We start from the raw sequence: 26,619 nt of genomic DNA, 5'->3' as shown, positions 1-26,619 counted from the left end.
TTAGTAGCTACTTGCTAACTGAGCCGCCAGCAGCCAAAATCTTGGATTTTGCCTGCTCGGAGACCTTGTCAACTTGCACGTCCAGCTTAACCGAGATGTCACCGTTGCCCAGAACCTTAACTGGCTCATCCTTGCGAACTAGGCCCTTAGCTACTAGGTCTTTCACAGTTACGGCTCCACCTTGCGGGTAGGACTCTTGAAGCTTCTCAAGATTTACCACCTGATACTCAATGCGGAATGGGTTCTTGAAACCACGAAGCTTTGGGGTTCTCATAACTAGACGAACTCCACCACCTTCGAAACCTGGACGCACTTGGTAGCGAGCCTTGGTTCCCTTGGTTCCACGACCGGAAGTTTTACCCTTGGACGCTTCTCCACGACCAACACGGGTGCGGTCTTGCTTTGATCCAGGAGCTGGACGCAAGTGGTGAAGCTTCAAGATAGGAGACTTCTCTTTAGGAGCAGACTTCTTCTTTACAGACTTACCTTGGCGAACTGACTTCTCAACCTTTGCCGGAGCTTTTTCAGCAGCTGGCTTTTCTGCAGCAGGCTTTTTCTCCGCAGCTGGTTTTGAAACGGCAGGCTTCTTCTCAGCAGCAGGCTTGGCGGCTGGTTTTGCAGCGGCGCTCTTAGCGGCAGGCTTCTTCTCAGCAGCAGGCTTTGCTGCTGCTGGTTTCTTAGCTGCTGGCTTCTTTTCTTCAGCCATTAGTTAATCTCCTCGACTACTACTAGGTGGGCAACGGTGTTAACCATTCCACGTACCACGGGTGAATCTTCCTTGACGATGATGTCGCCAATTCTTTTCAGTCCGAGGCTACGAAGGGTGTTGACCTGATTTGGTCTTCCACCAATCTTGCTCTTGATTTGGGTGACTTTTAGACGGGCAGCCATGATTAGGAAACCGCCTTTCTTTGCTCGCGAAGTAGTCCAGCAGGAACAACTTCCTCAACCGACAATCCACGACGAGCTGCAACTGCGGATGGCTCTTCGAGCTGACGCAGTGCGGCGACGGTGGCGTGAACGATGTTTAGGGTGTTTGAAGATCCCAATGACTTAGACAAAACGTCATGGATTCCCGCACACTCCAAGATTGCACGAACTGGACCACCGGCGATAACACCGGTACCAGCGGATGCTGGGCGAAGTAGTACAACACCGGCAGCAGCTTCACCCTGAACTGGGTGTGGGATGGTGTTTCCAACGCGAGGAACGCGGAAGAAGCTCTTCTTTGCTTCTTCGACTCCCTTTGCAATAGCTGCTGGAACTTCCTTAGCCTTGCCGTAGCCAACTCCGACTGTTCCGTTACCGTCTCCGACAACTACCAGTGCGGTGAAGCTAAAGCGACGTCCACCCTTTACAACCTTGGAAACACGGTTGATTGTTACAACGCGCTCCAGGAATTGGCTCTTGGTTTCTTCGCGATCGCGACGCTCACCTTTAGGGGCACGATCGCGTGATCCACGACGAGCTTCGCGCTCTTGTGGGTCGACCGCTACTGCAACTGCAGCTGGGGTAGTTTCCAAGTTTGTCTCCTTGTTTTCTTCGCTCATAGCTTCAGACCTCCCTCGCGGGCGGCATCGGCAACTGCTTGAATGCGTCCGGCATACTTGTTTCCGCCGCGGTCGAAGACCACTTCGGTAATGCCAGCTTTCTTGGCGCGCTCGGCGATTGTTGCGCCGATCTTTGCGGCCTTGGCAGTCTTGTCTCCTTTTATGCCACGAAGATCTTTCTCCATGGTTGAAGCAGAAGCCAGGGTTACACCCTTGGTGTCATCAACTAGCTGAACCAGCATGTGACGAGCAGAGCGAGTAACAACCATGCGTGGACGCATTGCGTCTCCCGCGATCTTCTTGCGAAGACGGAGGTGACGACGGATACGAGCAGCTGTTGAGCTCTTACCGCGTAGTTTTGGAATTAGTCCCATGATTACTTACCGCTCTTTCCGGCCTTGCGACGAACAACTTCGCCGGCGTAACGAACACCCTTGCCCTTGTATGGCTCTGGCTTGCGTAGCTTACGGATGTTGGCTGCAACTTCTCCAACAGCTTGCTTGTCGATACCTGAGACAACAATCTTGGTGTTTCCCTCAACAGCGAATGAAATTCCCTGCGGTGGGTTAACGGTGATTGGGTGCGAGTAACCAAGAGCAAACTCAAGAGCCTGGCCCTTGGAAGCTACACGGTAACCGGTTCCAACAATTTCCAAAGCCTTGGTGAACCCTTGGGTAACACCAATGATCTGGTTGGCAATCAAAGTTCTGGTTAGTCCGTGCAGCGAGCGAGAAATTCTCTCCTCGTCTGGGCGGCTAACAATTACCTGACCATCGGTCAGCGCAACTGTGATTGGGGAGGCGACAGTTAGGCTCAACTGACCCTTAGGTCCTTTGACAGAAACTGCAGACCCAGAAATATTTACCTCGACGCCGGCTGGAACCGGGATCGGTGACTTTCCAATACGTGACATCTTCGATTACCAAACGTAGGCGACAACTTCTCCGCCTACTCCCTTCTTGGCTGCTTGGCGGTCTGTTAGCAGACCGGATGATGTTGACAAAATTGCGATTCCCAAACCACCAAGAACGCGAGGTAGCTCGGTTGACTTTGCGTATACGCGCAAACCAGGCTTCGACACTCTCTTGATACCGGCGATTGAACGCTCACGGTTAGGTCCGTACTTTAGGTCGACCACAAGGGTCTTGCCAACTTCTGCATCCTGAACTGCGAAGCTCTTGATGTAACCCTCAGACTTGAGGATTTCAGCAATCTGACCCTTGAGCTTGCTGTAAGGCAAGGAAGCGCTCTCGTGGTGTGCAGAGTTAGCATTGCGCAGCCGGGTCAGAAAATCTGCAACCGGATCTGTCATTGTCATAGTGTGTGCCTTCCTCGGTGGTTTCCCTTTAGGGACCTATCCGATTAGTTGTTTGGTTTCGTGAATGGGAAGCCAAGCGCAATTAGTAGCGCACGGCCCTCGTCGTTGTTCTTTGCTGTTGTAACGATTGTGATGTCCATGCCGCGTACGCGATCGATGTCATCCTGGCTAATCTCGTGGAAAACGTTCTGCTCGGTTAGACCAAAGGTGTAGTTACCTTTGCCATCGAACTGCTTTGGGCTAAGTCCGCGGAAGTCACGAATACGAGGAAGCGCAAGGTTTAGCAAGCGGTCCAGAAACTCCCACATGCGGTCTCCGCGCAAGGTCACGTGGCAACCAATTGCCTGACCCTCGCGAAGCTTGAACTGTGCGATTGACTTGGTTGCCAAGTTGATCTTTGGCTTCTGTCCGGTGATCGCGGTCAATTCCTTAACCGCGCCATCGATTAGCTTGCCATCCTTAGCAGCGGCTCCAACACCCATGTTCACAACGATCTTGGTAAGACCTGGAACCTGGTGGACGTTTTTGAAACCGAATTCCTTCATAAGCTCAGGCTTCATTTCAGAACGGTAGCGCTTCTGAAGACGAGGCTCGATGCGAACGTAAGGCTTCTTTTCTGCCTTTGCCTTAGCTGGCTTTTCTTCCTTAGTAGCTACTTCTACTACCTCTTCGGCAGCAGCGTCTGTAGTTACCTCAGCTTCGACTGTGGTGTCTTTTTCATCAGCCATTAGATTTCCTTACCTGATTTAACCGATACACGGGTGCGAACGGTCTTGGACTTGCCACCCTTGGTGACAGACTCAACCTTCGAACCCATGCGGGTTGGCTTCTTGGTGCTTGGGTCAACTAGCGCCACATTAGAAATGTGAATTCCAGCTTCCATAGTTTCGATACCGCCGGTCTTAGCGCCTTTTTCGGTCTGACCGATCTTGTTGTGGCGAGTAACCATGTTTACGCCTTCAACAATTACGCGGTTTTTAACAAAGTCAACAGATAGCACCTTGCCCTGCTTGCCACGGTCTCCGCCGCGGTCCGCCTTGGCTCCGGTGATGACCTGAACTAGGTCGCCTTTTTTGATTTTCGGCATGATTAAATAACCTCCGGTGCAAGAGAAATGATCTTCATAAACTTCTTGTCACGTAGCTCACGGCCAACTGGACCAAAGATACGTGTTCCGCGAGGCTCGCCGTCTGCCTTTACGATTACAGCTGCGTTCTCATCAAACTTGATGTATGAACCGTCTGCACGACGAGTTTCCTTCACTGTGCGAACGATAACGGCCTTGACTACTTCACCCTTTTTGACGTTTCCGCCTGGGATAGCGTCCTTTACAGACGCAACGATCAAGTCACCGATACCTGCATAGCGACGACCTGAGCCACCGAGAATGCGAATAGCGAGCAACTCCTTGGCACCCGAGTTGTCGGCTACCTTGAGTCTAGATTCCTGCTGAATCACTTCATACTCCTTGTTAGTTGGTCAAAACAGAAACTGCTTTGTCCTTTTGGTTACTTGGCCTTTTCGAGAATCTCGACTAGGCGCCAGTTCTTAGTTGCTGCTAGTGGGCGGGTCTCGCTGATTAGAACGAGGTCACCGATGCCAGCCTGGTTGGTCTCGTCGTGAGCCTTTACCTTCTTGGACTGGGTGACAACTTTTCCATAAAGCGGGTGCTTTACGCGGTCTTCCAACAAAACAACAATGGTCTTGTTCATCTTGTCGCTTACTACAACGCCACGACGTGACTTGCGGTAACCGCGAACTTCGGCAGTTTCAGCCTTCTTGGTTTCAGCCATTTCTAGCTCTCCTTAGTTTCGGTCTTGGAAGACTTCTTGGCGGCAGGCTTTTTGGCCTTTACTTCTTCAGGTGCAACCTCGGCTGCTGCTTCATTTACTGCTGCAGCAGGCTTTTCTGCCTTCTTCGCCTTTGCTGGCAAAGTCGCCCCTGGAGCTGGGATGGCACGAATGCCTAGTTCACGCTCGCGGATGATTGTGTAGATACGGGAGATGTCACGCTTTACAGCACGCAGTCTTCCGTGAGACTCAAGCTGACCGGTTGCTGACTGGAAGCGAAGGTTGAATAGTTCTTCCTTGGCCTTCTTTAGTTCTTCAACCAATAGAGAGTCCTCGATCTTGTCTAGGTTCTCAACGATTAGTTCCTTAGATCCAATTGGCATTATGCGTCACCTTCCTCACGCTTGATGATGCGGGCCTTTAGGGGCAGTTTGTGGATTGCACGAGTCAAAGCTTCACGAGCTAGAGCCTCGGTAACGCCACCAACCTCAAACAAAACGCGTCCTGGCTTAATGTTCGCGATCCACCACTCAGGAGATCCCTTACCGCTACCCATACGAGTTTCTGCAGGCTTCTTAGTTAGTGGACGGTCTGGGAATATGTTGATCCAAACCTTTCCACCACGCTTGATGTGACGAGTCATCGCAATACGCGCTGCCTCAATCTGACGGTTGGTTACATACGCAGGAGTTAGTGCCTGGATTCCCCACTCGCCGAAGTTCACCTTGGTACCACCGGTTGCTGCGCCTGAACGCTTCGGGTGGTGCTGCTTACGGTGCTTAACTTTTCTAGGAATTAACATCTTTAGGCCTCCACGTTTTCTGCTGGAGTCTCAGTTGCTGGTGCAGCTGCTGCAACTGGAGCTGCGGCTGGAGCTTGTGAACCGGCAGGTCTTGGAGCACCTTCGCGACGAGGTCTTGCAACCTTTGGAGCTGCTGCGGTTTCGCGAGCTAGTTCCTTGGCTGTTAGGTCGCCCTTGTAGATCCAAACCTTCACACCAATACGACCGAAAGTTGTCTTCGCTTCGTAGAAACCGTAGTCAATGTTCGCGCGAAGGGTATGTAGTGGAACGCGACCCTCGCGGTAAAACTCGCTACGAGACATTTCTGCTCCACCCAAACGACCGGAGCACTGAACACGAACTCCCTTAGCTCCCTGGCGCAAAGCTCCCTGCATTCCCTTACGCATCGCGCGTCGGAAAGCAACACGGCTAGCAAGCTGCTCGGCAATACCCTGAGCTACAAGCTGCGCATCCATTTCGGCGTTCTTAACCTCAAGAATGTTTAGCTGGATCTGCTTACCGGAAAGTTTCTCTAGGTCTGCGCGAATTGCTTCGGCTTCCTGGCCACGACGTCCAATAACAAGACCTGGACGAGCGGTGTGAATGTCAACTCTTACGCGGTCACGAGTTCTTTCGATCTCGATGTGAGAAACACCAGCGCGGTCAAGGCGCTGAGTCAATAGCTGGCGGATACGAATGTCTTCGGTCACGTAGTCCTGGTAGCGCTGTCCCTTTTTGGTGGAGTCAGCGAACCAACGTGAACGGTGGTCGGTTGTGATGCCGAGTCTAAATCCGTATGGGTTTACTTTTTGACCCATTAGTTGCTCCTTCTTTGCGCGCTTACCTTGTTACCGGCAAGCTCGTCCGGGGTTGCAACCACAATCGTGATGTGGCTGGTTCGCTTGAAGATCTTGAAAGCTCTTCCCTGGGCGCGAGGCATAAATCTCTTCAAGGTAGTTCCTTCGTCAACGAAAGCTCTCGCAACAACTAGATCTTCTTCGTCGATTGCAAGGTTGTCCTTTACTGCTTTCACCTTTGCGTTAGCAACTGCAGCCTGGACGAGCTTGAAGATCGGCTCAGATGCTTGCTGTGGAGCAAACTTTAGAATTGCCATTGCCTCAGATGCCTGCTTGCCGCGGATTAGATTGACGACGCGACGAGCTTTCATCGGGGTGACACGGATGTGACGCACACGAGCGAACGCTTCCATTTGTCTTTCCTTATCTTCTCTGGTCGCCGCTTAAACGCGACGGCCTTTCTTGTCGTCCTTCACGTGTCCACGGAAGGTTCGAGTTGGTGCAAATTCACCGAGTTTGTGACCAACCATTGGCTCAGTCACAAACACTGGGATGTGCTTGCGGCCATCGTGCACTGCAATGGTGTGTCCAAGCATTGCTGGAACAATCATTGAGCGGCGTGACCAGGTCTTGATAACGTTTTTTGAGTTCGCCTCGTTTTGAGAAGCAACCTTCTTGAAAAGGTGCTGATCCACGAATGGACCCTTCTTGAGTGATCTAGGCATGTTTTTCTATTTCTCCTAGCGCTTCTTGCCAACATTGCGGCGGCGGACGATTAGCTTGTCGCTAAGAAGTTTCCTCTTACGAGTTCTTCCTTCTTTTTGACCCCATGGAGTCACTGGGTGACGTCCACCGGAAGTTCTACCTTCTCCACCACCGTGAGGGTGATCGACAGGGTTCATAACAACACCACGAACTGTTGGGCGAACACCCTTCCAGCGAAGTCGTCCCGCCTTACCCCAGTTGATGTTGGACTGCTCTGCGTTGCCAACTTCACCAATGGTTGCTCGGCAACGAGCATCTACGTTACGGATTTCACCAGAAGGAAGTCTTAGCTGGGCGTAGGGTCCATCTTTGGCAACTAGTCGAACTGAAGCTCCAGCTGAACGAGCCATCTTGGCTCCTCCGCCTGGCTTTAGCTCAATTGCGTGAATTACGGTACCCACTGGAATGTTCTTCAAAGGCAGGGCGTTACCTGGCTTGATGTCAGCTGCTGGACCCTGTTCGATACGGTCGCCCTGCTTCAATTTGTTAGGAGCGATGATGTAACGCTTCTCGCCATCTGCGTAGTGAAGCAGTGCGATGTTAGCGGTACGGTTCGGGTCGTACTCGATGTGAGCAACCTTGGCAGGAACTCCATCCTTGTCGTGACGACGGAAGTCAATAACGCGGTACTGCCTCTTGTGTCCGCCACCAATGTGACGAGTTGTGATGCGGCCTGCGCTGTTACGTCCACCAGTTTTGTTCAGTGGGCGAAGTAGTGACTTTTCAGGGGTGGAGCGGGTGATTTCTTCAAAGTCAGAAACCGAAGCCCCTCTTAGACCTGGAGTAGTTGGCTTGAATTTACGAATTCCCATTTAGATTCCTACCCCTTAACCGATGCTCGAGAAGATGTCGATGGTGCCGGACTTTAGAGTCACAATGGCGCGCTTGGTGTCCTTGCGCTTGCCAAGACCAAAACGAGTCTTGCGCTCTTTGCCAACACGGTTCATGGTGTTCACAGAAGAAACCTTGACCTTGAAGATGGACTCCACGGCCTGCTTGATCTCAGTCTTGTTTGAGCGAGGGTCAACCTCGAAGGTGTACTTCCCTTCGTCAATTAGGTTGTAGCTCTTCTCAGAAACAATCGGACGCAAGATAACATCCCTTGGGTTCTTGTTTAGGGCAGTCATTTACTAGCCCTCCTTCTCGGTCTTGGACTTGGATGCGTTGCTGATGAACTCATCCAGAGCCGCCTTGGTGAACACAACGTCGTCGCTAAGAACTACGTCGTAAGCGTTTACCTGGTCAACCGGCAAAACGTGGACGTCTTTTAGGTTGCGAAGGGATTTGTAGCTAAGGTCATCGCTGCGGTCTAGGACTACCAATGCTTTTCTGCCACCGGTAAGGGCCGCAAGAATTGATGCAGCTGACTTGGTGGAAGGAGCGCCGTTCTTGAATAGCTCTGCGACTACGTGCAGGCGTCCATTGCGAGCGCGGTCCGATAGAGCACCCTTGATTGCAGCAGCAATCATTTTCTTTGGGGTTCTCTGCTCGTAAGTTCTTGGCTTTGGACCATGGGTGATGTAACCACCGCGCATCTGTGGAGCACGGAGGGATCCCTGACGAGCGTTACCGGTTCCCTTCTGCTTGAAAGGCTTCTTACCAGTTCCAGAAACTTCACCGTGCTTCAGAGTTGACTGGGTTCCCTGGCGAGCAGCAGCTTGCTGTGCAACAACAACCTGGTGCAACAGTGGAACGTTGGTCTGAACGTCGAAGATCTCGGCAGGAAGTGTTGCGGCGCCTGTCTTCTTGCCAGCTACGTCGACGATGTCGATTGAATTCTCAGCCATTTGCTTAGGCTCCCTTCACAGCGTTGCGAACGAAAACTAGCTGGCCCTTTGGACCTGGGATTGCACCCTTGATAAGTAGTAGACCCTTTTCAGCATCCACTGCGTGAAGCTTTAGGTTCATAGCGGTTACGCGATCTGTTCCCATGCGACCTGCCATGCGGGTTCCTTTGAATACGCGACCTGGTGTAGAGGATGCACCAATGGAACCAGGCTTACGGTGGTTACGGTGCTGACCGTGCGATGCACCAACACCATGGAAACCGTGGCGCTTCATGTGACCTGCGAAGCCCTTACCCTTTGAGGTTCCAACTACGTCAAGCATCTGACCAACTTCGAAAACCTCTACGCCAAGTTCTTGTCCAACTGAGTAAGTGTCTGCATCAGCGGTTCTGATCTCAGCCAAGAAGCGGCGAGGTGCAACGGAAGCTTTTGCGAAGTGACCAGCCTCAGGCTTGTTCACCTTGCGAGCAGCGATTGCACCGTAGGCAACCTGAACTGCCTGGTAACCATCAAGCTCTAGGTTTTTGATCTGAGTAACAACGTTTGATCCGGCTTCAACAACAGTGATCGGAATCATCTTGTTGTTCTCGTCCCACGCCTGAGTCATGCCAAGCTTCTTGCCTAGCAGGCCCTTTACAGTTCTATTCTCGGTAGACATCTTTTTTTCCTTAGAGCTTGATCTCGATGTTGACATCGGCTGGTAGGTCTAGACGCATTAGTGAGTCAACTGCCTTTGGAGTTGGGTCAATAATGTCGATTACGCGCTTGTGAGTTCTCATCTCGAAGTGCTCACGGCTGTCCTTGTATTTGTGAGGAGAGCGGATAACACAAACAACGTTCTTCTCGGTAGGAAGTGGAACTGGCCCAACTACGGTTGCACCTGCACGGGTTACTGTGTCGACAATCTTTCGCGCCGATGAATCGATGACCTCATGGTCATACGACTTCAATCGAATGCGGATCTTTTGTGCCGCCATCGTGACTCACTTTCCGTTTCATAAATGTTTGATTCAAAGGACTTGAATCGCTTCACCCACACCCGCGGTCGGGCGTGTCGAATGACATCCAGACCTAAAAACTGATGAAGGTTTAAGTTCTTGTTGTAGCCTCCGGGGGACTAAATTCCTTGAAGAACAAAGGATCTAGACACGAGCCAAAGGTGGTTTGGACCAAGAAAGGCCCAAATACTCAGCAACTTGTCAATCCTGCCACAGCACAGCGAGTCAATGCAAGTTAAAGATCCACTGGAGGTCTATATTCAGCCCTCAAAATGGCCTAAAAGAACAGGCGAAGCCTGGCCCTAACCAGGCCCTCAAACTTGGCAACATCACCCTTGACCATCAAAAGTTCCGCCCTGTCCAAGAACATCCCCAACGATCCATCAGCATATTGGGCCAAAACACAGGGTTCTTGGCCAGAAGAGGCCCGAATCTCTGATTCGGTCCTCTCGTTTAGGTGCTTTAGGTCAAATTCAAGCCCAAACTCTGACTTGAGGTCCTGCGCCAGCTTGTCAAAAGAAGCTTTGCGTCTAATTGGCGAATGGGTCACATCGCAAAGCTCACATTTGGCTACCCCAATTAGATGCCCAAAGAAGTACTTGAGCTCCCCCACGATTCCGCCATCGGCGTTGTAAACGCCGACTAGTCGAGTGGGTGTTTGCTGGTCCATGAGTTAGCTAACCCTAAAAAAGGTCATTTCCTTCCAAAAGCTAGAAAGCAACTTCTAGCTGGCCCACTACCTCTTGGCCGCCAAGAGTTGGAATGCTCAACTTTGAAAACAGCAGGTCGTAAGTGCCTTGCTCAAGCAAGTTGTTATTGAGCAGCATCTTTAGTGCTGCCAGGCCAGCTGGTCTCATGCTGCCATCGGCAACCTTGACTGCAACACCGTGGCCAGAAGTTAGCCCAATTACAAAGACCCCTTCGGCACCAATCTTGGCAAGCATGCCGTGCTCCATAACGAGAGTGTCTGATCCCCCGTGATCGTCAACAACCCAAGGGTATGCAAGCATCGCTGCCTGAATCTCTGTTTCGGTAGCGGCGAATTTTCCAATTGCCTTGGCTAGTCCCTGCAGGCTCATCAGGTGAAGTGGTGCTCCGCAGCCATCAAAGGTGGAGTGTGGGATTTTCTCTCCAGAGAATTCCTCAATAACTTCAACAATCAGTTTCTGTAACGGATGGCTTGGGTGCAGGTAGCTCTTGGTGCCCCAGCCGTTTTTTACACAGGCTGCCAAGAATGCAGCGTGCTTGCCGGAGCAATTAAAAGCTGCTCTGGATTCTGATTCGGTTCTACTTCTAGCAGCCAAGTTGCCAGGCCAAGCAACCGGGCACTGCAGATCTGATTCATTCAATCCAGCGTCTTGAAGAATGCTCAGCACTATTTTGATATGCTCTGGTGTGCCCTGGTGAGAAGCGCTCGACATGGCAAGTTGTTCACCGGAAAGTAGCAGCCCTGATCTTCGAAGAGCCAGTGCTTGAAGCGGCTTTACGGCGCTTCGGGGATAGATGAGTTTTCGGGAGTTTCCATGTTCTTGAATGAGCTTGCCATCAGGCCCTGTTAGGCAAACCAGACCGTGGTGACGGGATTCAATAATCCCGGCACGGGTCAAATAGGCCAGCTGAATCGTGTCCGCTACCTGATAACCCCAGTTGGTATCTACCACGACGGGTCTCCTAATTGAACTTCGCTCAAATCGACCTTGAGTCTATTGCTCTGCCAGACTTGTAGAGTGCCAATACTCAATAAAGACATGCAGGTCTGCATTTCTCTTGCCGCCAGGCCAACAAACCTTGGAACCCGCTTCCATAACTACTTGTATGACGAACTTGAGCTGAATTTTGTCTACAAGGCCTTCACAACCACTGATCTCGAAGGTGCCGTGCGAGGTATCAGAGCCCTTGGATTTAGAGGAGCTTCTGTATCCATGCCTTTCAAGGAAGAGATCATCCCCATGCTGGACGATCTTGACCCTTCGGCTAAAGCTATAGATTCTGTAAACACTGTTGTAAACAACAACGGTGTCTTGACTGGATCAAACACAGATTTCGAAGCCGTGCTGACTCTTCTGGGCAATTCTTCGATTGAACGCTCGTCCAAAGTTTTAGTTCGCGGTTCTGGCGGCATGGCTAAAGCCGTGGTGGCTGCATTCAAAGAAGCTGGCTTTGAGAATCTAACTGTGACTTCACGAAACAAGGATGCGGGATCTGCATTGGCAGCCAAATATGGATACACCTTTGACGACAAGGCTCTAGATAAATCTGGATTCCATGTTCTCGTGAATGTTACGCCCATCGGAATGACAGGTGACAATCAAGCTGAGCTGGCTTTCAGTTCCGACCTTATTGCTGCAGCAACCAGTGTTTTTGATGTGGTGGCTTCTCCTGCAGAAACACCTTTGATTGGTGAAGCTAGATCACAGGGTAAGAATCTGATTACTGGTGCCCAGGTCCACGCGCTTCAGGCTGCACTTCAGTTTGAGAAATACACGGGAGTCAAACTAAGCGAAGCGCAGATTGCTCGGGCGGCTGAGTTTTCAAGATCTTAAAAACAAACCCCCGAGAATAGTCCCGGGGGTTTGAAATAAGGAGAAAAAAGTTACTTCTTCTTTGACTTTTTCTTAGGCGCAGCTTTCTTAGCTACTTTCTTTGCAACTTTAGTTGCTACCTTCTTTGTTGCCTTTACCGCAGCTTTCTTTGAAGGTGACTTAGGAGTTGCCTTCTTGGCAACTTTCTTAGCAACCTTCTTGGCAACCTTAGATACCTTCTTGGTGGTCTTGGATGCTGCCTTCTTTACGACCTTCTTAGCTACCTTTACGGTTGCTTTCTTGGTCGCCTTAGCTACTGCCTGAGCTGGGGTTAGTGGCTTCTTCTTTTTAGGAGTGGCCTTGGACGGGGAAGCCTTTTTAGCTGCTGGCTTTTTTGCTGCAGTTTTCTTTGCCGCTGGCTTCTTAGCGGTTCTAGTTAGAATTGTCATCCTTAAAATATGGCAAAGAATTAATGGGCTAAATACCAAAATTGTTGTTATTAGGTTAACTTTCTCTTTACTAGGTAAACAACAATTTTTTGGCGCGAAACGTAAAAACCCCCAGGATTTCTCCTGGGGGTTTGAACTAAGTAAGTGTAATTACTTGGTGATCTTGGTTACAGTTCCTGCACCTACGGTACGGCCACCCTCACGGATAGCAAAACGTAGTCCCTCTTCCATGGCGATTGGCTGGATTAGCTCAACCGACATTTCAGTGGTGTCACCAGGCATAACCATTTCGGTTCCTGATGGCAGGGTGATAACACCGGTCACGTCAGTGGTACGGAAGTAGAACTGAGGACGGTAGTTAGCGTAGAACGGGTTGTGACGACCACCCTCATCCTTGGAAAGGATGTAGACGTTGGCGTCAAAGTTGGTGTGAGGTGTGATCGAGCCAGGCTTGCAAACAACCTGTCCGCGCTCTACATCTTCACGCTTGGTTCCACGTAGTAGTAGACCAACGTTCTCGCCGGCCTCTGCGTAGTCAAGTAGCTTACGGAACATTTCGATACCGGTCACGGTGGTCTTCTGCTTGTCGCGAATACCAACGATCTCAACTTCGTCGTTCACGTTAACTGTTCCACGCTCGATCTTTCCAGTGATAACGGTTCCACGACCAGTGATGGTGAAAACGTCTTCAACAGGCATCAAGAAAGGCTTGTCAGTTTCGCGCTTTGGCTCTGGGATTGACTCGTCACAGGCGTTCATAAGGTCAAGAACCTTAGCGCCCCATGCTGCGTCACCCTCAAGTGCCTTTAGAGCAGATACCTGGATAACAGGTGCCTTGTCTCCGTCGAAGTCGTAACGTGAAAGTAGCTCACGAACCTCAACCTCAACCAGCTCAAGAATTTCTGCATCGTCAACCATGTCGGACTTGTTTAGAGCAACAACGATGTAAGGAACGCCAACCTGCTTTGCAAGTAGAACGTGCTCCTTAGTCTGAGGCATAGGGCCGTCAGTTGCTGCAACTACCAAGATTGCGCCATCCATCTGGGCAGCTCCGGTAATCATGTTCTTGATGTAGTCAGCGTGACCTGGAGCGTCTACGTGTGCGTAGTGGCGCTTCTCGGTCTGGTACTCAACGTGTGAAATGTTGATTGTAATACCGCGCTGCTTCTCCTCAGGGGAGTTGTCGATCTGGTCGAACGCAGATGCGGTGTTTAGAGTTGGGAACTTGTCATGAAGCACCTTTGTAATAGCCGCAGTCAGAGTGGTCTTACCGTGGTCAACGTGACCGATAGTACCGATGTTGACGTGCGGCTTGGTGCGCTCGAATTTCGCCTTAGCCATTATGTATGGTCCTCCTCAGGACTGGTAGTAAATCTCCGACCTTGAGGGCCAAAGGATTTTTTGGTTTGCTTACTTTGTATCTTACAAGGTTGTTGGGTCCCAGTAAAAGGGGACTTTATTCGCCCTTATTCTTCTGGACGATCTCGTCGGAGACGGCCCTTGGCACCTCTGAATAGGTGTCAAAAGTCATCGAATAGACCGCACGGCCCGAGGTCTTCGAGCGTAGGTCACCGACGTAACCGAACATTTCAGACAGTGGAACTAGGGCCGAAACGACCTTTACGCCTGAGGCGTCCTCCATTGACTGGATTTGACCACGACGAGAGTTGAGGTCTCCGATAACGTCTCCCATGTATTCCTCAGGAGTACGCACTTCGACGGCCATCAACGGCTCGAGTAGTACTGGGTTCGCTAGTCTCGCGGCCTCTTTATAGGCCATCGAACCAGCAATCTTAAACGCCATTTCTGACGAGTCAACGTCGTGGTAAGCGCCGTCAACCAGGGTTGCCTTTACGCCAACTACTGGGTAACCAGCCAAGGTACCAACCTGCATGGCGTCCTTGATTCCAGCGTCCACGCTTGGGATGTACTCACGAGGAATACGTCCACCGGTAACCGAGTTCACGAATTCGTATACCTTGTCGCCCTCGACCTCCATTGGCTCGAGCTTGATCTGAATCTTTGCGAACTGACCAGAACCACCGGTCTGCTTCTTATGGGTGTAGTCGTAGCGCTCAACAACCTTGCGGATTGTCTCGCGGTAGGCAACCTGAGGCTTACCAACGTTAGCTTCAACCTTGAATTCGCGTCTCATACGGTCAACCAGGATGTCCAAGTGCAACTCACCCATACCGGAGATAACAGTCTGACCAGTTTCCTGATCCTGCTCCACGCGGAAGGTTGGGTCTTCTTCAGCAAGCTTCTGAATAGCAAGACCTAGTTTTTCCTGGTCTCCCTTGGTCTTTGGCTCAATAGCAACAGAGATAACTGGCTCTGGGAAAGTCATTGACTCAAGCACAACTGGGTTTGCTGGGTCACAAAGTGTGTCACCAGTAGTGGTGTCCTTTAGACCAATCGCTGCGTAAATGTGTCCGGCAGTAATGGTGTCAACCGGGTTTTCCTTGTTGGCGTGCATCTGGAACAACTTACCGATGCGCTCTTTCTTGTCCTTGGTGGAGTTCAACACTTGATCACCAGAGGCCGCCTTACCGGAGTAAACGCGGATGTATGTCAATCGACCAAAGAACGGGTGCGACATAACCTTGAAAGCAAGAGCAGAAAACGGGGCCGCAGAGTTTGCTTCGCGAACAATTTCCTTGGTCTCATCACGAATATCCAAACCAACAACTGACTCAACGTCTAGTGGTGTTGGTAGGTAGTCGATAACGGCGTCAAGCATTGGCTGAACACCCTTGTTCTTGAAGGCAGAACCACAAAGAACTGGGTAGATCTCGGACTTGACGGTCATCTTGCGAATCGCTGCCTTGATCTCGGCAACGGAAATCTCTTCGCCAGCGAAGAACTTTTCCATTAGAGCGTCATCAGTTTCGGCAATTGCCTCTAATAACTTGTTGCGGTATTCATCGGCCTTAGCCTTCATGTCCGCAGGAATTTCTTCCACTTCGTACTTGGCACCAAGCTCAACTTCTCCACGCCATACCAGTGCGCGCATTTCAACTAGGTCTATAACACCTTCGAAGGTGCTCTCGGCACCGATTGGAAGCTGAATAACTAGTGGTCTTGCACCGAGGCGCTTAATAATGGTGTCTACGGTGAAGTAAAAGTCAGCTCCGAGCTTGTCCATCTTGTTTACAAAACAAATTCTTGGAACGTCGTACTTGTCAGCTTGACGCCAAACAGTTTCAGACTGTGGCTCAACACCTTCTTTTCCGTCGAATACCGCAACGGCACCATCTAGAACTCGAAGGGAACGCTCCACCTCAACGGTGAAGTCAACGTGGCCCGGGGTGTCAATGATGTTGATTTGGTTGTTGTTCCAGAAACAGGTTGTTGCAGCAGAGGTAATGGTGATGCCTCGCTCTTGCTCCTGCTCCATCCAGTCCATGGTTGCTGCACCATCGTGCACCTCACCAATTTTGTGAGTGATACCGGTGTAGTACAAGATGCGCTCAGTTGTCGTGGTTTTACCCGCGTCAATGTGAGCCATGATGCCGATGTTTCGAACCTTACTCAGGTCGGTAAGCACGTCTTGTGCCACGGTTATCCTCCGAATTAGTTAGTGCAGCACAGAGTTATTTCTGCGCCAGTTTGCTGTAGTTTCTACCAGCGGTAGTGCGCGAACGCCTTGTTGGACTCTGCCATCTTGTGAGTGTCTTCGCGACGCTTCACAGCAGCTCCTAAACCATTAGATGCATCCAAGATCTCGTTCATTAGACGCTCGGTCATGGTCTTTTCGCGTCTTGCCTTGGCGTAAGTTACCAACCAGCGCATAGCCAGAGTGTTGGCACGGTGTGCCTTTACTTCGATTGGCACCTGGTAGGTAGATCCACCAACACGACGTGAGCGAACCTCAACGGTTGGACGTACGTTATCTAGAGCTTTTTTCAAAAGTGAAACAGCCTCGGTGCCGCTCTTGTTCTTGGCTCCATCCAAAGCACCGTAAACAATTGACTCCGCGATGGACTTTTTGCCATCTAGCAAAATCTTGTTTACAAGCTGAGAAACAACCGGAGAACCATAAACCGGATCTGCAACTACTGGCTTCTTGGTAACTGGACCTTTACGAGGCATTATTTGCCTCGCTTTGCGCCGTAGTGGCTTCTTGCTTGCTGGCGGCCCTTAACGGACTGGGTGTCTAGTGCTCCGCGAACAATCTTGTAGCGAACACCAGGAAGATCCTTAACACGACCACCGCGAACTAGGACCATGGAGTGCTCCTGTAGGTTGTGACCTTCGCCCGGGATGTATGCAGTTACTTCAATTCCGTTGGAAAGCTTCACACGCGCTACCTTACGTAGTGCCGAGTTTGGCTTCTTAGGTGTGGTTGTGTAAACACGAGTACACACACCGCGTCGCTGTGGGCTGGCCTTAAGTGCTGGCGTCTTGGTCTTTGAGGCCTTCGACGTGCGTCCCTTACGGACCAACTGCTGAATTGTTGGCACTACATTTCTCCTTTAAGGTTTTCCCGCGGTCAAATACCGAGAAAAAATTTTCTTTAGTTTGCTGCCAGCCAACTTATTGGCTGTTTTGGCAAGACAATGCGTCCCGTAGGACGCTTTGCCCAGCCTAGCTGATTAGGCTCCAAGCGGTCAAATGGTTTATTCGACCGGCTCGGAGCTTGCCTCAACTGATTCTTCGTCCATCGAGAAGCTCAGCGCTGCCGCTGGTGATACCTCTTCGACTAGGGCTTCTTGACCCCAGATGCGGTTCGGGTAGCGATCTTCCTTGGCCTTTTCGGTTCCGTCTACCGAGATGTTGCGGTAGCCAGGTAGTCCGGTTCCAGCTGGAATTAGCTTTCCAATGATGACGTTTTCCTTTAGTCCTAGTAGCGGGTCGCTTCTTCGATCCAGTGCCGCCTGGGTTAGCACCCTGGTGGTTTCCTGGAAGGAAGCGGCCGATAGCCATGACTGAGCAGCCAAGGATGCACGGGTCATACCCATTACTTCCTGACGAGCAGATGCAGGCTTCTTACCCTCAGAAACCGCCTGGCGGTTAATGCGGGTGAAGCGGTTACGGTCGATGATCTCACCTGGAAGCATTTCAGTGTCTCCAGAGTCGATAACGGTAACCTTGCCAAGCATCTGGCGAACGATAACCTCAAGGTGCTTGTCGTGCAGTGGCACACCCTGTGAACCATAGATCGCCTGAACACCACGGATGATTTCGGCGGCAGCTTCGCGGCTTCCCTTAACCATCAATACCTCGTGAGGAATTGGAGTTCCATCAACTAGGTAGTCTCCGGCCTTTACGGCATCGCCCTTTTCGATCAGTAGATCATCTGGTGAGCTAACTGAAGTAATAGGTGTGTATGGAGATAGCTTCTTGAAGGTCTTCGAGGTTGTTCTGGAGAAAGAGTACTGAAGCGCTAGAGCTTCGGCTTCCTTCTCGGCAGCTTCACCAGTTGGACGAACATAAACATCGAACTTCTTGGCTCCAGTTGCGCTAGCAACCTCAACGATGTCAACGGTTCCTGGCCAGAATGCCATTACGGCAACCTTTCCAGCCTGACGCCATCCAACACGAGCTTCTAGCAAGTCAGTCACACCATTTAGACCTTGGGTGATGTCGTAGGAAATCAATCGCTCAACGCGAACCTTACGACCACCAATGGACTTCAAAATAGTCTGCTTCTTAGCGCTCGATGCAGCACCACCGGTGTGGAAGGTTCGCATTGTTAGCTGAGTACCAGGCTCACCAATTGACTGAGCGGCGATAATTCCAATTGCCTCTCCAAGTTCAACAGGATCTCCAGTAGCCAAGGAGTTTCCGTAACACTTGGCACAAACACCGTGAACTGATTCACAAGTTAGAACCGAACGAACAGCAACGGTCTCAAGACCTGCTGCTTTCATGGTCGCTACTAGCTTGGAGTCAATTGCGGTTCCAGCCTTGGCAATTGTCTTTCCGTCAGCCTTGATGTCAACAGCCGCACAACGAGCCAAGATCGATAGTTCTACTTGGTCATCGTCGAGTAGGTCCTTGTCTAGACCCTTGGTTGTGCCACAATCTGGTTCACGAACGATAACGTCCTGAGCCACGTCAACTAGACGACGGGTTAGGTAACCCGCAGCAGCAGTTTTCATGGCGGTGTCAGCGTTACCCTTACGAGCACCAGTTGCGTTAATGAAGTACTCATTCGCAGTTAGTCCAAGCAAGTAGTTTCCCTTGACCGGCATAGGTGCGAAGTCACCAGATGAAGTTGCAACCGGTCCACGCATACCCATGATCGAACGAATCTGTAGCAGGTTTCCACGAGCACCGGAGGTAACCATCTTGTAAATGGCGTTGTCCTTTGGAAGTGATTCTTCTAGCAAGGTACCGATCTCGTTAGTTCTCTTGAACCACAAAGCACCTAGCTCGTCACGACGCTCCAAGTCACTCTTTAGACCGTTGTCAAACGCTTCTTGAATCTTGGTGTGTTCTTTCTCACCATCAAGCAGGATCTTCGCGCGGGCCTTGTCAAAGTTTCCGGAGGTGTCGAAGTTTGCATCCGAGATGGACATCGAAACACCAGAACGAGTAGCCCAGTAGAAACCAACATCCTTGATGCGGTCTAGTGACTGGGCAACCTCAACGCGGCTAACGGAGTCAACAAGGTCAGTCACAATGCGACCGATTTCCTTCTTGCCAACGCGAAGCTCCTGGTAAGGGAACTCAACTGGAAGAGTTTCGTTGAACAACGCACGACCCAAAGTGGTTTCGCGAATTGCTGGCTCACCCTTTAGCGGCAAACGAATCTTGATCTTGGCGTTTAGATCCAAGAATCCAGCGTCGAATGCAAGCTGAGCTTCAGAGATTGATCCGTAAGCCGAACCTTCTCCCTTGACTGCCTCTTTCAAGGTGGTCATGTGGAATAGACCAATGATCATGTCCTGGGTAGGAGTTGCAACCGGACGACCATCGGAAGGCTTCAAGATGTTGTTTGATGCCAGCATCAAAACACGAGCTTCAGCCTGTGCCTCTACAGATAGTGGAAGATGGACAGCCATCTGGTCACCATCGAAGTCAGCGTTGAAAGCTGCACAAACTAGCGGGTGAAGCTGGATGGCCTTACCTTCTACTAGCAGTGGCTCGAAGGCCTGGATACCTAGACGGTGAAGGGTCGGTGCACGGTTTAGAAGAACCGGACGCTCCTTGATTACCTCTTCCAGAACACCCCAAACCTGTGGGCGAGATCTTTCAACCATGCGCTTTGCAGACTTGATGTTCTGGGCAAGACCCAAATCAACCAATCGCTTCATTACGTATGGCTTGAATAGCTCTAGAGCCATCAGCTTTGGAAGACCGGTCTGGTGCAACTTCAGCTGAGGACCAACAACGATTACGGAACGACCTGAGTAGTCAACACGCTTACCCAGAAGGTTCTGACGGAAACGACCCTGCTTACCCTTTAGAAGATCTGATAGGGACTTCAGTGCACGGTTTCCGGTTCCAGTAACAGCGCGGCCACGACGACCGTTGTCGAATAGCGCGTCAACAGCTTCCTGAAGCATGCGCTTTTCGTTGTTCAAGATGGTCTTTGGAACAGCGCCTAGGTCAACGAATCTCTTTAGACGGTTGTTACGGTTGATCACCCTGCGGTATAGATCGTTCAGGTCAGAGGTCGCAAAGCGGCCACCATCTAGCTGAACCATCGGACGAATTTCTGGAGGTAGCACAGGCAGAACATCCAAAACCATTGAGGTTGGAGGAGTGTTTGACTGCATGAAGCTGTTTACAACCTTTAGGCGCTTAATAGCTTGTGTCTGCTTAGAACCCTTGGTGGTTGCAATCTGCTCGCGAAGTTCCAGTGCACAACCTGCTAGGTCGAACTCTGAAAGAACGCGCTGCACGGCTTCAGCACCAATAGAAGTGTCGAAGAATTCACCATAGGAGTAGTCAAAGTGATCGAAGATCACGTCGTTCTGGATTAGGTCTCCAGCCTTTACGGTCAGATACATTCTCCAAGCCAGCTGCTCTTTTTGCAGGTTGGCAGGACGCTCTACTCGAGCAAACTCACGAACAATCTTGTCGGTCTTTTTCTTGAACTCAGAAATAAGCTGCTTAATCTGCTTTTCTTCAGCCGCTGGACGAACAACCGGTGATACCTCTTCGTCGTCTGCTGCTTCTGCTTCGGCAAGAGCTTTCTTGTTCCAGAAACCTTCAGGGTTCTTTTCTTCCTGATCGATTAGCTGCTCCAGGCTCTTTGCGAACTGAGCGTCAACCCAGGTTGGAGCTTCCCAAAGCTTGATTGCGTGCTGCAGGGAAAGACCCATTCCAGTTAGAGCGTCATACTCTGCCTGAGCAACAGAAAGCATTTCCTGCAATCTCTCGTCAGAGATGGTGCGCATTCTCGCTACGTAGTCTTCTTTGGTGAGACCTGCGTCAAGGGTTTTGTCCTCGTGGTGAATGGACATGATTCTGTAGGCGGCGAAGTAAATGATCTTCTCTAGGTCTTTTGGAGCCATGTTCAGTAGGTAACCCAATCTTGAAGGAACGCCCTTGAAGTACCAGATGTGAGTAACCGGGGCAGCTAATTCGATGTGACCCATGCGCTCACGACGAACTGAAGACTTGGTTACCTCAACACCACAGCGCTCACAAACAATTCCCTTAAAGCGAACGCGCTTGTACTTACCGCAGGTGCATTCCCAGTCCTTGGTAGGACCAAAAATCTTCTCGCAGAACAGACCGTCCTTCTCAGGCTTGAGAGTTCGGTAGTTGATGGTCTCAGGCTTCTTAACCTCACCGTGAGACCAAGATCTGATGTCATCAGCGTTTGCTAGTCCCACTCTGAGGGCGTCGAATGATTCAACTTCCATGATTTTTTCCTAATCTCTCTCTAAAATCCGGTGTATTCGTTGTCTGCGGTTAGGTTCTCGTTGCGAGATAGGTTGATGCCCAGCTCTTCAGCTGCGCGATCAAACTCGAAGTCATCGTCCTTCATCTGAACTGCCTGACCTTCGGCGTTTAGAACCTCAACGTTTAGAGCAAGAGACTGCATCTCTTTTGCCAAAACGCGGAAGGATTCTGGAATACCTGGAGCTTGGATGTTGTCACCCTTCACGATCGCCTCGTAGGTACGAACACGTCCGGTGATGTCATCTGACTTGATGGTAAGTAGCTCTTGCAGAGTGTGAGCTGCACCATATGCCTGCAGCGCCCAAACTTCCATCTCACCAAATCGCTGTCCACCGAACTGAGCCTTACCACCAAGTGGCTGCTGAGTAATCATGGAGTAAGGACCAGTGGAACGAGCGTGAATCTTGTCATCAACCAAGTGGTGAAGCTTCAGCACGTACATGTATCCAACAGAAATTGGCTCTGGGAATGGCTCTCCTGAACGGCCGTCAAACAAACGAGTCTTTCCGGTTTCGTTCACCAGTCTCTGACCATCCCTGTTAGGAAGGGTCGAGCCAAGCAATCCGATGATCTCGTCTTTAGAAGCACCGTCGAAGATTGGTGTTGCAACCTTGGTGCCAGGCTTACCCTCGCGCATTTCTGCAACGATGGCGTCTGCCCACTTGGCAACTCCTTCAACTTTCCAACCCTGCTTGGCAATCCAACCAAGGTGAGTTTCTAGAACCTGACCGAAGTTCATTCGACCTGGGATACCCAGTGGGTTCAAGATGATGTCAACTGGTGTTCCATCGTCCATGAACGGCATGTCTTCAACAGGAAGGATCTTAGAAATAACACCCTTGTTTCCGTGGCGACCAGCAAGCTTGTCACCCTCGGTGATCTTTCTGCGCTGCGCGATGTTGACAACAACTCTCTGGTTGATGCCAGCACCTAGCTCGTCATCTCCTGCTTCGATGTCAAACACCTTCACTGCAATAACGGTTCCGCCTTCACCGTGAGGAACCTTCAAAGAGGTGTCGCGAACTTCGCGGGATTTCTCATTGAAGATTGCACGAAGCAAACGCTCTTCGGCTGAAAGCTCGGTTTCACCCTTAGGTGTTACCTTTCCAACCAAGATATCTCCCGGTCTTACCTCGGCACCGATGCGAATGATTCCATTCTCATCAAGCTGTGCAAGGGCTTCCATAGAAACGTTTGGAAGATCTGCTGTGATTTCTTCCTTACCCAACTTGGTGTCTCGGGCGTCAACTTCGTATTCTTCGATGTGAATCGAAGACAAAGTGTCTTCCTTGACCAGGTTCTGGCTCAAGATAATGGCGTCCTCGAAGTTGTGCCCTTCCCAAGGCATGAACGCTACAAGTAGGTTCTTTCCAAGAGCTAGCTCACCGTTATCGGTCGATGGACCATCGGCAAGGACTTCCCCAGCCTCAATCTTCTGGCCAACTGAAACAAGTGGCTGCTGGTTGATGGCAGTTCCCTGGTTTGAGCGGTCAAACTTGCGAAGAAGGTATTCCTTCTTACGGCCGTTTTCTTGCTTGATCACAATTACGTTGGCTGCAACTTCTTCAACAACACCGGCGGTCTCAGCAATAACCAAGGCTCCGGAGTCAAAAGCTGCGGTTCTTTCCATACCGGTTCCAACAAATGGAGCCTCGGAGCGAACTAGTGGAACAGCCTGACGCTGCATGTTTGCACCCATAAGAGCACGTGATGAGTCATCGTGCTCTAGGAATGGAATCAACGAAGTTGAAACCGAAGCTAGCTGGCGAGGAGATACGTCAACGAAGTCAACATCTTCCTTGTCAAACTCAACAACGTCTCCCCGGAATCTCGCGAATACCTTCTTGTTAGCAAATGTCTTGTCTGCGTTCAAAGGAGTGTCAGCACCAGCGATTGCTTTGCCATCTTCGGCTGCTGCATCTAGGTACTCGATCTTTCCAGAAACCTTGCCGTTAGTTACCTTCAGGTAAGGAGTCTCGATGAAACCAAACGCGTTAATTCTTGCGTAAGCGGTCAAAGATCCGATCAGACCAATGTTCGGTCCTTCTGGGGTTTCAACCGGACACATTCTTCCGTAGTGGGAAGGGTGAACATCTCGAACTTCCATCTGGGCGCGCTCACGAGCGATACCTCCAGGACCAAGTGCGGACAAGCGACGCTTGTGCGCAAGACCTGCAAGTGGGTTGTTCTGATCCATAAACTGCGATAGCTGGCTAGCACCAAAGAATTCCTTGATAGCGCTAACTACTGGACGCAAGTTAATCAATGTTTGAGGAGTGATCGCCTCGATGTCCTGGGTCGACATACGCTCACGAACAACACGCTCCATACGAGATAGACCGATACGAACCTGGTTCTGGATTAGCTCTCCAACGGAACGAATTCTTCGGTTTGAGAAGTCATCGATGTCGTCAGCAGAAACGGCAATCTTTACAGCCTTGCCATTCATCTTTACTGGGAACTCGATACGGGCGTTCGAAGCAGATGCCTGGTTCGCGATTGACTGGTCAAACAGCAATAGGTACTTCAACGCGCCAATTACGTCACTTTTGGTCAAAGTGTTTACTTCTAGTGGCTCGTCGATACCTAGCTTGCGGTTTAGCTTGTGACGGCCAACCTTTGCAAGGTTGTATCTCTTGGACTCAAAGTAAGTTGAGTTAAGCCATGCAGCCGCTACTTCAGAACCGGCAGCTTCGCTACGAACCTTGCGGTAGAGCTCACGAAGAGCATCTTCCTTGGTCAAGATTGGGTTGGCAAAAACCTTTGACTCGTCATAAGCCAAAGTGTTTGCAATTAGGTCAACATCGTATTTCCAAGTTGGAGCAGCGCTTCCAACTGCCTTTTCGATGTCAGAAAACTCTGCAATGATTTCCTCTTTAGTGAAACCAAGTGCTTTCAAGAAGATAGTTGCAGAAACTTTAGTCTTGCGATCTACCTGTACCTGAACAATTGGCTGACCAAAACGAGCGATTGGCTTACGGTCATCTCTAACCCACTCGGTTAGAAATTCTAGGTAAGAACCACGAGATGGAATGATCTGCGCTTTGTTGTTTCGAACGTCTAGGTTTCCAGTGGTGTTAGTCGAAACCGAGAAGTAAACACCAGGAGATCGAACAAGCTGAGAAACAACAACACGCTCAGTTCCATTGATAACGAATGTTCCCTTTTCAGTCATGACTGGGAAATCTCCCATGAAAACGGTCTGTGACTTAATTTCACCGGTTAGGTAGTTGGTGAATTCCGCTTTGATATAAAGAGGTTGGGTGTAGCTCTTACCCTTGGTCTTGCACTCGTCTGGAGTGTAAGCAGGGTCATACAAAATTGGGTCACCAAAAACTAGACCCATCTTCGGGTCTTGTGATGAGTTTGCTGAGTCTTCGATCGGAGAGATCTCTTCGAATACTTCGTCAAGACCGGTCTTGGCCTTGTTGCCTTCTTTGGCTCTCCATGATGGTCCGCCAATCAGCCACTCGAAGCTTTCGGTTTGCAAGGAAAGAAGATCTGGAAGATCAATCTGTTCTTGAACCTTCGCGAACGATGGTCGTGATGCTAGACGGGTGTTTTTTGCGTTTTTCGAAGCAGCCAAGGCGGTCCCTCCAAGGGCACATTAGTTAGAAAGCGGTCAGATTTGGGGCTGTCCCGAAACCGATTGTCGCCACAATATGCGAACAGGGCACGCCAAAATATGCGCACTGGTTTTTTTGGGTCAAGTGGATACTCTATAACGATTTGGCAAAGTTGTAAACACCCAGTTTAAATACCCATGAATAGCGTTTTTGGGTGTATCCGCAGGGTTTAGCCCTCGGCCCGCTTCTCGCTCAGATAGTTCATGATTTCGGCAGTTGCGGGAAAGGGCTTCGTGCCGTCAAGAACCAAAGTTGCCGCCAGCTTGGGGTGCTGGGCAACAAAGTAGGTTTCTTCCCCTTCGAGCCACTTATCCAGCCAGGATTTGCCCCCAATCTCCAAACTAAAGGCCCTTGCCATGAGCGCGTCCTTGGGGGCATCAACAAAAATCGTGAAGTCGTAGGAGTCACGGAAACTTAGCTCCAGTGAGTAAACGCCTTCAATGATTACCTTTTGTCCAGCTGGGACGTTGAACTTCTGGGTCGATAGTGTGCCGTTTGCTTGGTCCATAACTCGGTATTTGATGTCCCTGTGGTCAAGAAGTGGCTCTGTTACCTCTTCAAAGAAGCGATCTAGATCATAGTTTTTGGCGATGGCGCTAAGGCGGTACTTGCTTTCAGGAAGAAGAAAAGAATCCATGGAGATTACGGTTGCGCCAAGGTCAGTGGCAAGCTGGGCAGCAAGAGTGGACTTACCCCCACCGCCAGGGCCATCAATGGCGCAGGCCTTCCAGTGCAATTGAAACTCCCTGTAAATCTAAAGTATTAGCATTTAGAGCTGTTCACTAAATGAATTGAATTAAGTATAAGCAGAGTGAGGAAGTCTCACCAAATGCTAAACAAGGTGTCAAAGGTTTTTACAAATTAGGAAAAAGCAGCTCAAGAGTTAGCTCGTCCAACGCGCTGTAAGTAGGCCAAGTAGCCAAACAGTGGAAAAGCCAGTGCGAGAGATCCAAGGTACACCCATAGCAAAATCAGGTTCTCTGGACCCGACTCAAAACCACCGAAGTTTTCCTCGGGGACCAAGAATCTGATTGCCACAGCAATTGCCACAAACACAAAGAAGATTCCCCAGAGAACATAGCTAGGTTGGGCCGGACCATCTGATTCAGCCTTGCGAGCGCCAAAGTAAGCACCTAGAGCGGGCAAGAAGATAGCAGCTCCAAACTGAGGCATGAACCAGAACAAGATGAAACCTAGTAGGGCAATGACCCCAAATACGGTCATGTGTTTTCTGTAATTCATCTGAAACCTCTCTAGTTATCTCCTGTGGCGGTGACGGTGGGATTTGAACCCACGGTGCGCTTTCACGCACACAACTTTTCGAGAGTTGCACCTTCGGCCGCTCGGACACGTCACCAGAACAAAGCTTAGTGT

Annotated in this window: 32 protein-coding genes and 1 tRNA gene; 1 reads left to right on the top strand and 32 read right to left on the bottom strand. The window is 50.5% G+C overall.

What is annotated here, in order from left to right; genetic code table 11:
• Positions 1 to 7: 7 nt before the first annotated feature.
• The 22 genes from rplO to AC9UCN_RS01610 form a co-directional block, all read right to left on the bottom strand.
• On the bottom strand, positions 8 to 706 hold the full coding sequence (rplO, locus tag AC9UCN_RS01715; RefSeq protein WP_509523162.1) for a 50S ribosomal protein L15: 699 nt from the start codon (positions 704 to 706) through the stop codon (positions 8 to 10).
• A complete protein-coding gene (gene rpmD / locus AC9UCN_RS01710; RefSeq protein WP_509523160.1) occupies positions 706 to 891 on the bottom strand; it encodes a 50S ribosomal protein L30 in 186 nt (61 codons plus the stop codon). The genes rplO and rpmD overlap by 1 nt, the downstream gene beginning before the upstream one ends.
• Positions 892 to 893: 2 nt before the next feature.
• On the bottom strand, positions 894 to 1,550 hold the full coding sequence (rpsE, locus tag AC9UCN_RS01705) for a 30S ribosomal protein S5 (protein ID WP_509523159.1): 657 nt from the start codon (positions 1,548 to 1,550) through the stop codon (positions 894 to 896).
• On the bottom strand, positions 1,547 to 1,924 hold the full coding sequence (gene rplR, locus AC9UCN_RS01700) for a 50S ribosomal protein L18 (protein ID WP_509523157.1): 378 nt from the start codon (positions 1,922 to 1,924) through the stop codon (positions 1,547 to 1,549). The genes rpsE and rplR overlap by 4 nt, the downstream gene beginning before the upstream one ends.
• A gap of 2 nt (positions 1,925 to 1,926) precedes the next feature.
• Positions 1,927 to 2,463, bottom strand: a complete 537-nt coding sequence (gene rplF, locus AC9UCN_RS01695) for a 50S ribosomal protein L6 (RefSeq protein WP_509523156.1) — start codon at positions 2,461 to 2,463, stop codon at positions 1,927 to 1,929.
• A gap of 6 nt (positions 2,464 to 2,469) precedes the next feature.
• Positions 2,470 to 2,868, bottom strand: coding sequence for a 30S ribosomal protein S8 (gene rpsH, locus AC9UCN_RS01690; protein ID WP_509523154.1), 399 nt, complete (start codon positions 2,866 to 2,868; stop codon positions 2,470 to 2,472).
• A gap of 44 nt (positions 2,869 to 2,912) precedes the next feature.
• Positions 2,913 to 3,596, bottom strand: a complete 684-nt coding sequence (gene rplE / locus AC9UCN_RS01685) for a 50S ribosomal protein L5 (RefSeq protein ID WP_509523153.1) — start codon at positions 3,594 to 3,596, stop codon at positions 2,913 to 2,915.
• Entirely contained in the window at positions 3,596 to 3,955 is a 360-nt protein-coding gene (gene rplX, locus AC9UCN_RS01680; RefSeq protein WP_509523151.1) for a 50S ribosomal protein L24, read from the bottom strand. Before rplX ends, rplE begins: the two co-directional genes overlap by 1 nt.
• Positions 3,956 to 3,957: 2 nt before the next feature.
• A complete protein-coding gene (gene rplN, locus AC9UCN_RS01675) occupies positions 3,958 to 4,326 on the bottom strand; it encodes a 50S ribosomal protein L14 (protein WP_506558007.1) in 369 nt (122 codons plus the stop codon).
• Positions 4,327 to 4,376: 50 nt separating this feature from the next.
• Positions 4,377 to 4,661: a 30S ribosomal protein S17 gene (gene rpsQ / locus AC9UCN_RS01670; protein ID WP_509523149.1), complete on the bottom strand. Its 285-nt coding sequence runs from the start codon at positions 4,659 to 4,661 to the stop codon at positions 4,377 to 4,379.
• Positions 4,662 to 4,663: 2 nt separating this feature from the next.
• Entirely contained in the window at positions 4,664 to 5,041 is a 378-nt protein-coding gene (rpmC, locus tag AC9UCN_RS01665; RefSeq protein ID WP_509523148.1) for a 50S ribosomal protein L29, read from the bottom strand.
• Positions 5,041 to 5,460, bottom strand: coding sequence for a 50S ribosomal protein L16 (gene rplP / locus AC9UCN_RS01660; protein ID WP_509523146.1), 420 nt, complete (start codon positions 5,458 to 5,460; stop codon positions 5,041 to 5,043). The genes rpmC and rplP overlap by 1 nt, the downstream gene beginning before the upstream one ends.
• Positions 5,461 to 5,462: 2 nt before the next feature.
• The gene (gene rpsC, locus AC9UCN_RS01655) at positions 5,463 to 6,257 is read right to left on the bottom strand and encodes a 30S ribosomal protein S3 (protein WP_509523144.1); all 795 of its coding nucleotides are present in this window, start codon (positions 6,255 to 6,257) and stop codon (positions 5,463 to 5,465) included.
• The gene (rplV, locus tag AC9UCN_RS01650) at positions 6,257 to 6,649 is read right to left on the bottom strand and encodes a 50S ribosomal protein L22 (protein WP_509523142.1); all 393 of its coding nucleotides are present in this window, start codon (positions 6,647 to 6,649) and stop codon (positions 6,257 to 6,259) included. Before rplV ends, rpsC begins: the two co-directional genes overlap by 1 nt.
• Positions 6,650 to 6,679: 30 nt before the next feature.
• On the bottom strand, positions 6,680 to 6,961 hold the full coding sequence (rpsS, locus tag AC9UCN_RS01645; RefSeq protein ID WP_509523140.1) for a 30S ribosomal protein S19: 282 nt from the start codon (positions 6,959 to 6,961) through the stop codon (positions 6,680 to 6,682).
• Between the two features lie 15 nt (positions 6,962 to 6,976).
• Positions 6,977 to 7,813, bottom strand: coding sequence for a 50S ribosomal protein L2 (gene rplB / locus AC9UCN_RS01640; protein ID WP_509523138.1), 837 nt, complete (start codon positions 7,811 to 7,813; stop codon positions 6,977 to 6,979).
• Positions 7,814 to 7,828: 15 nt separating this feature from the next.
• Positions 7,829 to 8,128: a 50S ribosomal protein L23 gene (gene rplW / locus AC9UCN_RS01635; protein WP_509523137.1), complete on the bottom strand. Its 300-nt coding sequence runs from the start codon at positions 8,126 to 8,128 to the stop codon at positions 7,829 to 7,831.
• A 3-nt stretch (positions 8,129 to 8,131) separates the two neighbouring features.
• A complete protein-coding gene (gene rplD, locus AC9UCN_RS01630) occupies positions 8,132 to 8,788 on the bottom strand; it encodes a 50S ribosomal protein L4 (RefSeq protein ID WP_509523135.1) in 657 nt (218 codons plus the stop codon).
• 4 nt (positions 8,789 to 8,792) lie between these two features.
• A complete protein-coding gene (gene rplC, locus AC9UCN_RS01625) occupies positions 8,793 to 9,446 on the bottom strand; it encodes a 50S ribosomal protein L3 (RefSeq protein WP_509523134.1) in 654 nt (217 codons plus the stop codon).
• Between the two features lie 10 nt (positions 9,447 to 9,456).
• Positions 9,457 to 9,765 carry a 30S ribosomal protein S10 gene (gene rpsJ, locus AC9UCN_RS01620; RefSeq protein ID WP_506557996.1) on the bottom strand — a complete coding sequence of 103 codons (309 nt, stop codon included), beginning with the start codon at positions 9,763 to 9,765 and terminating at the stop codon, positions 9,457 to 9,459.
• Positions 9,766 to 10,063: 298 nt separating this feature from the next.
• Positions 10,064 to 10,456, bottom strand: a complete 393-nt coding sequence (locus tag AC9UCN_RS01615) for a hypothetical protein (protein WP_509523133.1) — start codon at positions 10,454 to 10,456, stop codon at positions 10,064 to 10,066.
• A gap of 40 nt (positions 10,457 to 10,496) precedes the next feature.
• Complete coding sequence (locus AC9UCN_RS01610; protein WP_509523132.1) at positions 10,497 to 11,447, bottom strand: asparaginase; 951 nt, start codon at positions 11,445 to 11,447, stop codon at positions 10,497 to 10,499.
• A gap of 66 nt (positions 11,448 to 11,513) precedes the next feature.
• Here AC9UCN_RS01610 and AC9UCN_RS01605 point away from each other — a divergent pair, with 66 nt between their 5' ends.
• Positions 11,514 to 12,329 (top strand): shikimate 5-dehydrogenase, encoded by an 816-nt coding sequence (locus AC9UCN_RS01605; RefSeq protein WP_509523130.1) that lies wholly within the window; start codon positions 11,514 to 11,516, stop codon positions 12,327 to 12,329.
• Positions 12,330 to 12,379: 50 nt separating this feature from the next.
• Here the strand turns inward: AC9UCN_RS01605 and AC9UCN_RS01600 are convergent, their stop codons facing one another.
• From AC9UCN_RS01600 to AC9UCN_RS01555, 10 genes are all read right to left on the bottom strand, one after another.
• On the bottom strand, positions 12,380 to 12,757 hold the full coding sequence (locus tag AC9UCN_RS01600; RefSeq protein WP_509523129.1) for a hypothetical protein: 378 nt from the start codon (positions 12,755 to 12,757) through the stop codon (positions 12,380 to 12,382).
• A gap of 150 nt (positions 12,758 to 12,907) precedes the next feature.
• Positions 12,908 to 14,098, bottom strand: a complete 1,191-nt coding sequence (gene tuf, locus AC9UCN_RS01595; RefSeq protein ID WP_509523127.1) for an elongation factor Tu — start codon at positions 14,096 to 14,098, stop codon at positions 12,908 to 12,910.
• 115 nt (positions 14,099 to 14,213) lie between these two features.
• Positions 14,214 to 16,316 carry an elongation factor G gene (fusA, locus tag AC9UCN_RS01590; RefSeq protein WP_509523126.1) on the bottom strand — a complete coding sequence of 701 codons (2,103 nt, stop codon included), beginning with the start codon at positions 16,314 to 16,316 and terminating at the stop codon, positions 14,214 to 14,216.
• A 62-nt stretch (positions 16,317 to 16,378) separates the two neighbouring features.
• Positions 16,379 to 16,849 (bottom strand): 30S ribosomal protein S7, encoded by a 471-nt coding sequence (gene rpsG / locus AC9UCN_RS01585; RefSeq protein WP_509523124.1) that lies wholly within the window; start codon positions 16,847 to 16,849, stop codon positions 16,379 to 16,381.
• Positions 16,849 to 17,220, bottom strand: a complete 372-nt coding sequence (gene rpsL / locus AC9UCN_RS01580) for a 30S ribosomal protein S12 (RefSeq protein ID WP_509523122.1) — start codon at positions 17,218 to 17,220, stop codon at positions 16,849 to 16,851. The genes rpsG and rpsL overlap by 1 nt, the downstream gene beginning before the upstream one ends.
• A 156-nt stretch (positions 17,221 to 17,376) precedes the next feature.
• A complete protein-coding gene (rpoC, locus tag AC9UCN_RS01575; protein ID WP_509523121.1) occupies positions 17,377 to 21,579 on the bottom strand; it encodes a DNA-directed RNA polymerase subunit beta' in 4,203 nt (1,400 codons plus the stop codon).
• Between the two features lie 20 nt (positions 21,580 to 21,599).
• The gene (rpoB, locus tag AC9UCN_RS01570; RefSeq protein ID WP_509523120.1) at positions 21,600 to 25,205 is read right to left on the bottom strand and encodes a DNA-directed RNA polymerase subunit beta; all 3,606 of its coding nucleotides are present in this window, start codon (positions 25,203 to 25,205) and stop codon (positions 21,600 to 21,602) included.
• Positions 25,206 to 25,414: 209 nt separating this feature from the next.
• Positions 25,415 to 25,981 (bottom strand): uridine kinase family protein, encoded by a 567-nt coding sequence (locus AC9UCN_RS01565; protein WP_509523118.1) that lies wholly within the window; start codon positions 25,979 to 25,981, stop codon positions 25,415 to 25,417.
• A 140-nt stretch (positions 25,982 to 26,121) separates the two neighbouring features.
• Positions 26,122 to 26,487: a hypothetical protein gene (locus AC9UCN_RS01560; RefSeq protein WP_509523116.1), complete on the bottom strand. Its 366-nt coding sequence runs from the start codon at positions 26,485 to 26,487 to the stop codon at positions 26,122 to 26,124.
• A 25-nt stretch (positions 26,488 to 26,512) separates the two neighbouring features.
• Positions 26,513 to 26,602 (bottom strand) — tRNA-Ser (locus AC9UCN_RS01555).
• Positions 26,603 to 26,619 lie beyond the last annotated feature (17 nt).

The organism is Rhodoluna sp., assembly GCF_036721215.1.
Classification (GTDB): domain Bacteria; phylum Actinomycetota; class Actinomycetes; order Actinomycetales; family Microbacteriaceae; genus Rhodoluna.
This window is presented reverse-complemented; position numbering and strand designations above follow the sequence as displayed.

What these genes read in the sequence shown, in the direction of transcription:
- AC9UCN_RS01615 (WP_509523133.1), bottom strand. Translation starts at nt 10,456, where the DNA reads ATGGACCAGCAAACACCCACTCGACTAGTCGGCGTTTACAACGCCGAT.
- rpsQ (WP_509523149.1), bottom strand. Translation starts at nt 4,661, where the DNA reads ATGGCTGAAACCAAGAAGGCTGAAACTGCCGAAGTTCGCGGTTACCGC.
- tuf (WP_509523127.1), bottom strand. Translation starts at nt 14,098, where the DNA reads ATGGCTAAGGCGAAATTCGAGCGCACCAAGCCGCACGTCAACATCGGT.
- rpsS (WP_509523140.1), bottom strand. Translation starts at nt 6,961, where the DNA reads ATGCCTAGATCACTCAAGAAGGGTCCATTCGTGGATCAGCACCTTTTC.
- rpsG (WP_509523124.1), bottom strand. Translation starts at nt 16,849, where the DNA reads ATGCCTCGTAAAGGTCCAGTTACCAAGAAGCCAGTAGTTGCAGATCCG.
- rplD (WP_509523135.1), bottom strand. Translation starts at nt 8,788, where the DNA reads ATGGCTGAGAATTCAATCGACATCGTCGACGTAGCTGGCAAGAAGACA.
- rplC (WP_509523134.1), bottom strand. Translation starts at nt 9,446, where the DNA reads ATGTCTACCGAGAATAGAACTGTAAAGGGCCTGCTAGGCAAGAAGCTT.
- rpmD (WP_509523160.1), bottom strand. Translation starts at nt 891, where the DNA reads ATGGCTGCCCGTCTAAAAGTCACCCAAATCAAGAGCAAGATTGGTGGA.
- rpsE (WP_509523159.1), bottom strand. Translation starts at nt 1,550, where the DNA reads ATGAGCGAAGAAAACAAGGAGACAAACTTGGAAACTACCCCAGCTGCA.
- rplR (WP_509523157.1), bottom strand. Translation starts at nt 1,924, where the DNA reads ATGGGACTAATTCCAAAACTACGCGGTAAGAGCTCAACAGCTGCTCGT.
- rplF (WP_509523156.1), bottom strand. Translation starts at nt 2,463, where the DNA reads ATGTCACGTATTGGAAAGTCACCGATCCCGGTTCCAGCCGGCGTCGAG.
- rpsH (WP_509523154.1), bottom strand. Translation starts at nt 2,868, where the DNA reads ATGACAATGACAGATCCGGTTGCAGATTTTCTGACCCGGCTGCGCAAT.
- AC9UCN_RS01560 (WP_509523116.1), bottom strand. Translation starts at nt 26,487, where the DNA reads ATGAATTACAGAAAACACATGACCGTATTTGGGGTCATTGCCCTACTA.
- rpmC (WP_509523148.1), bottom strand. Translation starts at nt 5,041, where the DNA reads ATGCCAATTGGATCTAAGGAACTAATCGTTGAGAACCTAGACAAGATC.
- rplX (WP_509523151.1), bottom strand. Translation starts at nt 3,955, where the DNA reads ATGCCGAAAATCAAAAAAGGCGACCTAGTTCAGGTCATCACCGGAGCC.
- rpsC (WP_509523144.1), bottom strand. Translation starts at nt 6,257, where the DNA reads ATGGGTCAAAAAGTAAACCCATACGGATTTAGACTCGGCATCACAACC.
- rplB (WP_509523138.1), bottom strand. Translation starts at nt 7,813, where the DNA reads ATGGGAATTCGTAAATTCAAGCCAACTACTCCAGGTCTAAGAGGGGCT.
- rplO (WP_509523162.1), bottom strand. Translation starts at nt 706, where the DNA reads ATGGCTGAAGAAAAGAAGCCAGCAGCTAAGAAACCAGCAGCAGCAAAG.
- rplV (WP_509523142.1), bottom strand. Translation starts at nt 6,649, where the DNA reads ATGGAAGCGTTCGCTCGTGTGCGTCACATCCGTGTCACCCCGATGAAA.
- rpsJ (WP_506557996.1), bottom strand. Translation starts at nt 9,765, where the DNA reads ATGGCGGCACAAAAGATCCGCATTCGATTGAAGTCGTATGACCATGAG.
- rplP (WP_509523146.1), bottom strand. Translation starts at nt 5,460, where the DNA reads ATGTTAATTCCTAGAAAAGTTAAGCACCGTAAGCAGCACCACCCGAAG.
- rplW (WP_509523137.1), bottom strand. Translation starts at nt 8,128, where the DNA reads ATGACTGCCCTAAACAAGAACCCAAGGGATGTTATCTTGCGTCCGATT.
- rplE (WP_509523153.1), bottom strand. Translation starts at nt 3,596, where the DNA reads ATGGCTGATGAAAAAGACACCACAGTCGAAGCTGAGGTAACTACAGAC.
- rpoC (WP_509523121.1), bottom strand. Translation starts at nt 21,579, where the DNA reads ATGGAAGTTGAATCATTCGACGCCCTCAGAGTGGGACTAGCAAACGCT.
- AC9UCN_RS01600 (WP_509523129.1), bottom strand. Translation starts at nt 12,757, where the DNA reads ATGACAATTCTAACTAGAACCGCTAAGAAGCCAGCGGCAAAGAAAACT.